This is a genomic window from Paraprevotella clara YIT 11840 (genome assembly GCF_000233955.1).
Lineage (GTDB): Bacteria > Bacteroidota > Bacteroidia > Bacteroidales > Bacteroidaceae > Paraprevotella > Paraprevotella clara.
Genome location: NZ_JH376629.1, coordinates 1 through 8,895 on the forward strand (window position 1 = coordinate 1; position 8,895 = coordinate 8,895).

An 8,895-nucleotide genomic window follows, 5' to 3' on the forward strand; every position below is an offset into this window, starting at 1 on the left:
AGATGGCATCGCACGATTCCAACTCCGGTACCAAAGCCATGGCGGAACCCGAACAGTTGACGAACACCACTTTCTTGCCTGCCGCCTTCAACGCCTTCAGGATGTCGCGCTGCACCTGAGGCAACTCGATAGAAGTACGGTCGCCTCCAGCAAAGCCCGGGCAATATACAAAATACTTGTCTTCTCCCTCCAAATTAGGAGAAATTCCACCTACGAAAATAACCGTTTCGGCATCCTTTACGCGTTCAACCACCTCGGCAGGCGGAATCTGGCGATGTACTCCGATGTCGAACTTCAGCAAGGCCTCGGCACCAGCCTGCATGTATTCGATTTTAATTTCATAATCCTTTCCGGCAGCAGCCTCCAATGTATATTCCCGTTTTGCACTGGAGTGTTCTCCCCAATAATCAATGACTTTTTCGCCATTCACATACACACGGTAGCCGTCATCTCCCTCTACGGCTAACGTATACTTATCCGAAACTTCCGGACGGAAAGTACCCTCATATACCGCCGTGAAGTTTTCCAATCCCACTCCCGACGTAAACACTGTATGCCCCCCATTGCTCAAACTGATAGGAGACGGCAATTCTTGGGTAGCCACAACCTCGCCCCGCATCTCCATATTATTCCAATACGTAGCTTTCATCCCCGGCCGACCGTCATGGGATACCTTATTATAATAGGAATCAAACACATGATTGTCCAGCAGCTCGCAACCTTTCTCGTACGGTACGTTGCCAATCGCCCCACGGATACCCTCCAGAATGGTATAAGTATGTGCCGGCACACCTTTATAATTTCCCCATTGCATGACGGAATCCACGGCATTCGGCCCCATCACGGCAATCTTTCCGGCATCGCCTTTGTCTAACGGCAGGATACCGTTGTTATGTAACAGTACCATGGACTTGCGCGTGACATCCAAAGCCATCCGGCGATGTGTTCCGCAATCCACCGTATCGATGCTGATACGGCTCCAAGGCACAAGCGCATCGTCGTCCATCTCGCCCAAAGCAAAACGAGCTTCCAACAGGCGGCGAAGACTGGTGTCAATGCGGTGTTCCGTAATCAACCCTCTTTCTACCGCCTCATCCAAATGGGCATATTCCACGCCACATTCCAGATCCGTCCCGTTGATGACGGCTGAAGCACTGGAGGTTGCCGCATCCGGATGGGTCTCATGGCGACCCTGATAGAAGAAATCGCTGATGGCTCCGCAATCGCTCACCACCAAATGCTTATACCCCCATTCGTCTCGTAATATTTGCGTGAGCAACCGGTTGCTTCCACAACAAGGTTCCCCTTCAAACCGTTGATAGGCACACATGACTTCTTTCACATCCGCCTCTTGCACCAACGCCTTGAAAGCCGGAAGATACGTTTCCCATAAATCACGCGGTTCCAGATTTTCCACATCGAAAGAATGGCGCTTGGCCTCGGGGCCGCTGTGCACAGCATAATGCTTGGCACAGGCATGCGTCTTGTCATACTTGGCATCAGCCGGCCCTTGCATGCCCCGGACTACCGCCACGCCCATACGGGTGGTCAAGTAGGGGTCCTCCCCCCAAGTTTCCTGCCCTCGTCCCCAACGCGGGTCGCGGAAAATGTTCACATTGGGATTCCAAAACGTCAATCCTTCGTTGCCCCGTCCGTAACGGCCATGACGCCGGGCATCATGGAATTTGGCACGCCCCTCATCGCTCACTGTCACATAAATATCTTCTATCAGCTTGTCGTCGAACACGGAAGCCATCCCCATAGTAATGGGATAAACCGTAGCCAAACCGTTACGGGCCACTCCGTGCAACGCCTCGCTCCACCAATTATAAGGCTTGATGCCCAAACGCTCCACGCCGGGAGACTGGTTTTGCATCAACGAGATTTTCTCTTTCAACGTCAACCGTTTCAACAAATCGTCCGCACGCTCCTGCGGTGACAAATCAGGATTTTTATAAGGTTCGTCCTGCGCCGGAGAGGACGTAGCCGCCATGACTCCCACACAGAAAGCAAAAACTAAATTTCTCATTTTTTTATCGTTTACTATTCAACACATCAAATACATTGTGTACTTTATATCCTCTCTCTGCTCAAAGTCCTACTGTTTCCCGGAATTTGATATCATCGGAAGAAGCTCCCACCATAAAGGTATATTCTCCCTTAGGAGTGATAAACTTGCGCTCCTGCTCATACCAATAACGCAAATCCTTCCTCGGTACACCGATCGTCACTTTGGACGTTTTACCTTTCTTTATATGTACCCGTTTAAAACCATGCAACTGTTTAAGCGGCATGTATGTGCCGGTTTCCGGATACTTCACGTAGACTTGTGCCACCTCATCGCCATCATACTTCCCGGTATTGGAAACTTCAAAGCTGACTTTCACAGTATCTTGCTCCACATTCACTCCCTTGCTCTTGTAGCGGAACTTGGTATAACTCAAACCGTAACCGAACTCATACAAAGGTTGGCCTTCAAAGTACTGGTAAGTACGTCCCTTCACGGAATAATTGTCAAAAGCCGGAATCTCATCCAAAGAATTATAATAGGTGAGAGGCAAACGACCGCCCGGGTTATAATCCCCGAATAAAACCTCCGCCACAGCATTTCCGCCCTGCTCACCGGGGTACCATGCGTTGAGAATAGCCGGGACATTCTCGTCCATCCAGTTTACGGCCATGGAACTTCCGGCCACCAATACCACCACCGTATTCGGATTGACCTTATAAAGTTCCTTGATAAACTCCTGCTGGTCTACCGGCAGTTCCAAAGAGAAACGGTCCTGTCCCTCCCGTTCTATGGACTTATTGATGCCCAACACTGCCACCGTCACATCGCACTCTGCCGCGACCTTACCGGCATCACCGAAACGAGCCAATACGTTTTGCGAACCGGCCGAAGGAGCTTTCCAATACAATCCGGCAAAACAGTCCCCGCCGTTGTCAAAGTACTCCACCTGCAATTTATACGTTTTTCCGGCTTCTAACTTTATCATGGCTTCATCCATCTGCACGCTGTGCTCGGTCCAAGCGTCTATCACCTTCTTGCCGTCTACATACACCCGGCAACCGTCATCCGACTTCATCCCTAACGTGTACACTCCGGACACGATAGGTTTCAACTGTCCCGTCCATCGAATAGACATAGGTGCTTCCGGTTGGAAACGGTCGGGCTTGTGCACCGGGTCATAAAGCAACTCTTCTTCCATCCGGACAGAAGCTTCACCGGACAAGCTATTGTTCCGGTAATATTCCACTTTCAAGCCCTCGGGGAAATAGGTTTTCGTCACCGGCTCAAAATCTTCGCTGGCGGAAACCCAAGGAGCATAAGCGACCTTGAAACCGTATTCTTCCGCATACTGCTTGATTCCGTCAAGAATCGTCACCGGCTCGTTCTTCGGCGTACCGCTGTAATCTCCGAACTCGCAATGCCCCGCACTGATGCCTACAACGGCTATGGATTTTACCTTCTTGGGATTCAACGGTAAAAAGTTATCTTTGTTTTTCAGCAACACCATACTTTGACGCGCTGCCTCCAAAGCCAAATCCTGATGAGCCTTGCAGCCTACCACGGACGGTTCTATCTGGTTATATGGGTTCTGTGACGGGGCGTCAAACAATCCCAACATCATACGTCCCCGGAGAATCCGGTAAGCAGCGGAGTCTATATCCGCTTCGCTCACCATATATTGCCGGTAAGCCTTCAACAGCCCTTCTCCATATACCTGATTACCGCATTCCAAATCCAGCCCGACTTTAACGGCCAACGTTGCGGCCGCCTCACGGGTCTTCACATAATGGTGCTTGGTAATCATCCATTCGGGAGCACTGCAATCCGAGACGATGTAACCATTGAATCCCCAATCTCCACGCAACACATTCTTTATCAAATAGGTGTTCACCGTACAAGGTACATCGTTCACGGCATTGTAGGCCATCATGATAGATTGCGCCTTTCCCTCCGTAATACAACGCTCGAAAGAAGGCAGGTAATACTCTCTTAAATCGCGCTCAGACACCTTGGCATTGCAACTCGAACGGTTGTGCTCTTCATTGTTCACCGCAAAATGCTTCGGCGTGGAAACCGTCTTCAGATACCGGGGATGATCGCCTTGCAAACCTTTCACAAAAGCCACTCCGAGCACCCCGCTCAAGTAGGGATCCTCTCCATACGTTTCCGGTGTACGTCCCCAACGAGGGTCACGGGCCATATTGACCGTAGGCGACCAAAAAGTCAGCAAGTCGCTTGCTCCGGCTATCTGCTTTTTTCCGTATTCCAATTCTTTCCATCGTCCGCGCGCCTCGTCCGAGATGGCAGAAGATATACGATACAATAACTCCGGATTCCACATGGCAGCCATACCTATGGCCTGCGGAAATACCGTGAAATCCCCCGGCCGCACCACTCCGTGCAAAGCTTCATTGCCATGATTGTACTTATCTATCCCCAAACGCCCGATGGCCGGGGCGTCATTGACCAACAAGGATATCTTTTCTTCCACAGTCAAACGGGACAACAGATCCATGATACGCTCGTGTTGAGGCGCTTTCATATCTCTGAACAACTCAGTTCCTCCGCCTGTTTGCCCCGACAAAGGCAGGGTACACAAAGCCATGGAACAGCCGATTACTTTCAATACATTCATACTTGACAGTTTAATAGATTATTGTGTTAAAGGTTTTAGGTTGTAATTTCAAAATCATCATCTTTTCGCCGCAGACCAGCCGTACGCCACGCTCGGCAGCTTCCCTGTTCATGCAAAATACAACGGTTTCCCCATCCGGATTCCGGAAGGCCAGCACGTCATTCCCTTTTTCTACTTTGAGCTTATGGGCACCCGGTTTCAAGAAATGGCTCAAATGTTTCAGCAAATAGAACTCCGGTGTATAGACCGCCTCCTTTGTAGAAGAAAGGACACGCACCAATGCGTTCTGTTTCCATCCCCACGAACTGGCTCCTTCATCCTGAAGCACCATATTAAAATACATATACGTATTCACGCCTCCGTCAAGATAAGTTTTAATCAAATCAAAGGTATGTTCGGCAGCCGCCCAATCGAAAGTACCGCTTCCACACTCGTTTTCCGTCTGCATCAACTGCATTTCAGGATATTTATCATGTATCTCGCCCACAATGTCCTTGCCTTCCCACTGTAAACCGATGCCACGTACATAACGGGCCGCTGCCGTATCCTGCATCACGCAGTCCAAATCAGCCATACGGTTGCAGTTGAACGTACCGAAATACAAATTCACTTCCGGATGCTCTTGTGCAAAGAGCGGACCGAGATACCGGCCGATAAAGTTGGCCATTGAAGCGGGTGTCCAACTGCAATTCGGCCATTGGTTCTTGGTGTAAGGCTCGTTTTGGAACTGCAACAAAGAAATGTTTATTCCCTCCTTCCGATAGGCTTCCACAAACTTGGATTGATAGAGCGCGTATGCCTTCAGATACTCCGGCTGCTGAATGAGATGGTCGCCTTCCACCTCGTTCTCTTTCGTAAAATCATTATGGTCTCCCGGTGCCGTAGCATAATGCCGGGTGGCTTTCATCCACACCGGCGGCGTCCAAGGCGAAGTCCATAACCTAAGCTCTGGATTCTGTTTTAACGCAGCCTTCACGTATGGAATCATCGCCTGCTTGTCACGCTCTATGGTGAAATGCCGCATTTCAAAGTCTCCGGCCGTATCATTGCATGTATAATAATCACGGGCAAAGTCGTTAGCCCCCATAGGGATACGCCCGTATGCAAAATGTATCCCTTCCGGAGCAAACAAAGCCTGCATGACCTCCTCCCGTCTTTCTTCCGGCAGCAACGCAAGGGCATCCCATCCAATCTCTCCGAAAGACCCGCCGAATCCGTCGAACGATTGTTCCTGTTCATCGGAAATCACAATGTCCGGCACTGTCCCATCTGCCGATTGCACTTCCACCACCGCTTGTTTCCAAATTTCCGTTTCAGACGTGGTATACACCTTTACCTCTTGTGTGCAAGCCAAAAGCCCGTAACTTGCCCACAGACAAATCCCTAATCGATAATTCTTTTTCATTTCACTATTTCAGTTAACATTTACTCATTGTTTTTCATATCCAAAGAAGGAGGTACGTCTTCCGCCCCACTACCCCATTCCTTGTTGCATCGGTTTCCCATGACAAACTCAAGTTTACCTCCATTGACGATGTCTTCATGGCTAAACCAAGGTTTTGTCCAAACCTTCCCATTCAACTTAGCCGACTGAATGTATTTGTTCTCTTCCGAACAGTTTCGGGCTATGATTTCCAATGTCTTCCCATTGCTCATTTTCAGTTCTATGGAAGAGAAGAAAGGACTTCCGATATGATAAACCGGCAATCCGGGTGTTACCGGATAGAATCCCATCATGGAAAATACCACAAACGCTGAAAGCCCTCCGCCGTCTTCATCGCCGGGCATCCCCATCAGGTCGTTGCGGAACCACTGATGTACCAACGAACGTATGCGATGTTGCGTCTTCCACGGAGCACCGGCATAATTATATAAATAAGGTATATGCAAAGAAGGCTCGTTACCCATGGAATACTGCCCCACGTTGCCCGTATGGTCGGGAAGCTGGGCATAAAACTCATACTTCGGCCGTCCTAACCACTCATTGAAGGTGGCATCGAGATTCCGGACGAACGCCTCTTTTCCTCCCATCAGTTCCACCAAATCGCCTGCATTGTGCTGCACGTCCCAACGATATACCCAGGCGTTATTCTCGCCATAGTAATCCCGCGCCCCCATTCCTCCGGAGAAACGGTAGTCGAACGGTTCTATAAACTTGCCTTCTTTATCTTTAGGATGGAAAAAAGAAGTTTGCGGATTGAACAGGTTCCGGTAGTTATAAGAACAGTCCAGATAATGTTCCGCCTCATGCTCCAAACCCAACGCGGCAGCCATGCGAGACAGACACCATTGGTCGTAAGAAGTACCCAAGGTAACAGCCACCGCCTGCCGCTTTTCCCAAGAATTTACTTCCGGCACGGTTTCTTTCTCGCCGGGATAGAGAGCCGGAATATATCCTTTCTCCATGTAGAAGCAGTCCAACCACCCGGGAGCAGCGGAAGACCACGGTGCCAACGTTTTCTTCTCCACGCTGTTTTTAGCATACGCGTACGCTTCCCGCAAATCGAAATCCCGGACACCCTTACACCATGCATCGGCCATGACCGACACACCATGATTACAATTCATCCGGCGCGAATCTCCCGTAATCTCCGGGAAATTCGGAAGGCTGTGACGTCCGTCCGTCTCCGCCATTCTCAAAAAAGAACGAATCATATCCGTATGCTTAGGAGCGTCGAGCAAAATGCGCAGAGGATGTGCCGCACGGTAACTGTCCCAAACCCAGTCATCCGTATAATATGCGTGCCCGCTATCATCATGTACCTTGTTGTCATAGACGCTGAAATAACGTCCGTCCTCGCTTACGCAGACCGGACGCTCCAAACAACGATACAAAGACGTATAAAACACATGACGGTCGTTCTCCGTACCTCCAGAAATCCGAATCTTTCCCAACTCTTCATTCCATATACGACGGCCTTCTTCGGCCACCGTCTCCAACTCAAATCCCGGTATTTCCCTCTTCAGGTTCTTCTTGGCCTGCTCCACACTGATATACGATACGCCATAACGGACGTTCAAAGAAGACAAGGCAGGACTCCAGGACAGTGCCACACAAATGTCGTCTCCTTCCGCCTTCCGTTTTTCCCTGTTCCATTTTCCGTCACGGAACACACCGCTTTGCTCCGGTGTCACGTCCGTCTCCATATAAATGTACACTTTCAGGTTATTCCAGATATTCTGATAACCGTAGACCGTGTTCCCGTCGACTGTCAGTTCTCCATTTCCACCGTTCAGCACCAAATAAGGAACCGCATTCTGCCGCCGATAATCAAAATGATAAATGGCCGACTGGCGGGAAGGGGCAAAATCCACGTGCAACTGCTGGTCGCATAAATCCACCTTATAATAATAAGGCTTCACCACTTCATTGTCATAATCATAATCCATCACACGTGCCAAATCCGTCTCGTCGCCTTGAAAGGGAGACAAATTAAAAACAAAGCTTCCCCGATGGCTGATTTGCAACACAGGCAAACCATGTAACTTTCCGGATGTGTAGTCTCCTCTTTGGGGGTAAACCCTCAACATACTGTTAGGCAAATGCACAATGGGATAAGTCGGAACCAACAAATGGCTGATGTTTCCCATATAGGGATTCACATAATCCACCGGTTCGGCTTTCGATGCCGCTACAATTTGTTGTTTCATGGTACACATGCCACAAAACAACAACAAGCACAGAATTTTCTTCAAGAATCTGCTTGTCATACATATCTGTTTAAAAAGGTTAGGTGGACAAAAGTAATGATTTAAACGGCTTCCTCTTTTATAAAAACAAATCAAAATATAAAAAAAACAAGCCATCGGCAATCAAATCCACAGGATTCACAAACATAAAAGCATTTGTCTGCCATCCTTTCTAAAAACGACAGTCTTGAAGAACTGAAACGATGCACGATTCCATGAACGCATATAATCCAAAAGAAAGTATGTCCAGACGCGGTTTATCCCCAACGTCCGACATACTTTCTCTCTTATCGCGTTCTTATTAAGATTATTTATCCGATGTCCGTAAACATGGATACAGCATCCCTAACGTCCTACAACAATACAAACTTCAGTTTATTCCCTTCCGGTGTATCCGAACTGTTGCCATACATGATTTCGTACTCGCCGGGAACCACGCGCATCGTGTTCGTAGACGTGTCGAAGAACTCGAAAGCATCGGGAGACAGTTCGATGGAAACCGTACGGCTCTCGCCCGCCTTCAGGTCCACACGACGGAAACCTCGAAGGCTCTTCAACG

Annotated in this window: 5 protein-coding genes; all 5 read right to left on the reverse strand. The window is 49.1% G+C overall.

Annotated elements, in window-relative coordinates:
- The coding region (locus HMPREF9441_RS15090; RefSeq protein WP_008622670.1) for a glycoside hydrolase family 3 N-terminal domain-containing protein at window positions 1–2,029 on the reverse strand (2,029 nt) is incomplete at its 3' end.
- A gap of 61 nt (window positions 2,030–2,090) precedes the next feature.
- Window positions 2,091–4,646 (reverse strand): glycoside hydrolase family 3 C-terminal domain-containing protein, encoded by a 2,556-nt coding sequence (locus HMPREF9441_RS15095; RefSeq protein WP_008622671.1) that lies wholly within the window; start codon window positions 4,644–4,646, stop codon window positions 2,091–2,093.
- A 10-nt stretch (window positions 4,647–4,656) separates the two neighbouring features.
- On the reverse strand, window positions 4,657–6,051 hold the full coding sequence (locus HMPREF9441_RS15100) for a glycoside hydrolase family 30 protein (RefSeq protein WP_008622672.1): 1,395 nt from the start codon (window positions 6,049–6,051) through the stop codon (window positions 4,657–4,659).
- Window positions 6,052–6,071: 20 nt separating this feature from the next.
- Entirely contained in the window at window positions 6,072–8,357 is a 2,286-nt protein-coding gene (locus tag HMPREF9441_RS15105) for a GH92 family glycosyl hydrolase (RefSeq protein WP_087943218.1), read from the reverse strand.
- Between the two features lie 332 nt (window positions 8,358–8,689).
- The coding region (locus HMPREF9441_RS15110; protein WP_244949808.1) for a fibronectin type III-like domain-contianing protein at window positions 8,690–8,895 on the reverse strand (206 nt) is incomplete at its 5' end.

Excerpts from the sequence above, each read along its gene's own strand:
- HMPREF9441_RS15105 (WP_087943218.1), bottom strand. The coding sequence starts at position 8,357 with ATGACAAGCAGATTCTTGAAGAAAATTCTGTGCTTGTTGTTGTTTTGT.
- HMPREF9441_RS15095 (WP_008622671.1), bottom strand. The coding sequence starts at position 4,646 with ATGAATGTATTGAAAGTAATCGGCTGTTCCATGGCTTTGTGTACCCTG.
- HMPREF9441_RS15100 (WP_008622672.1), bottom strand. The coding sequence starts at position 6,051 with ATGAAAAAGAATTATCGATTAGGGATTTGTCTGTGGGCAAGTTACGGG.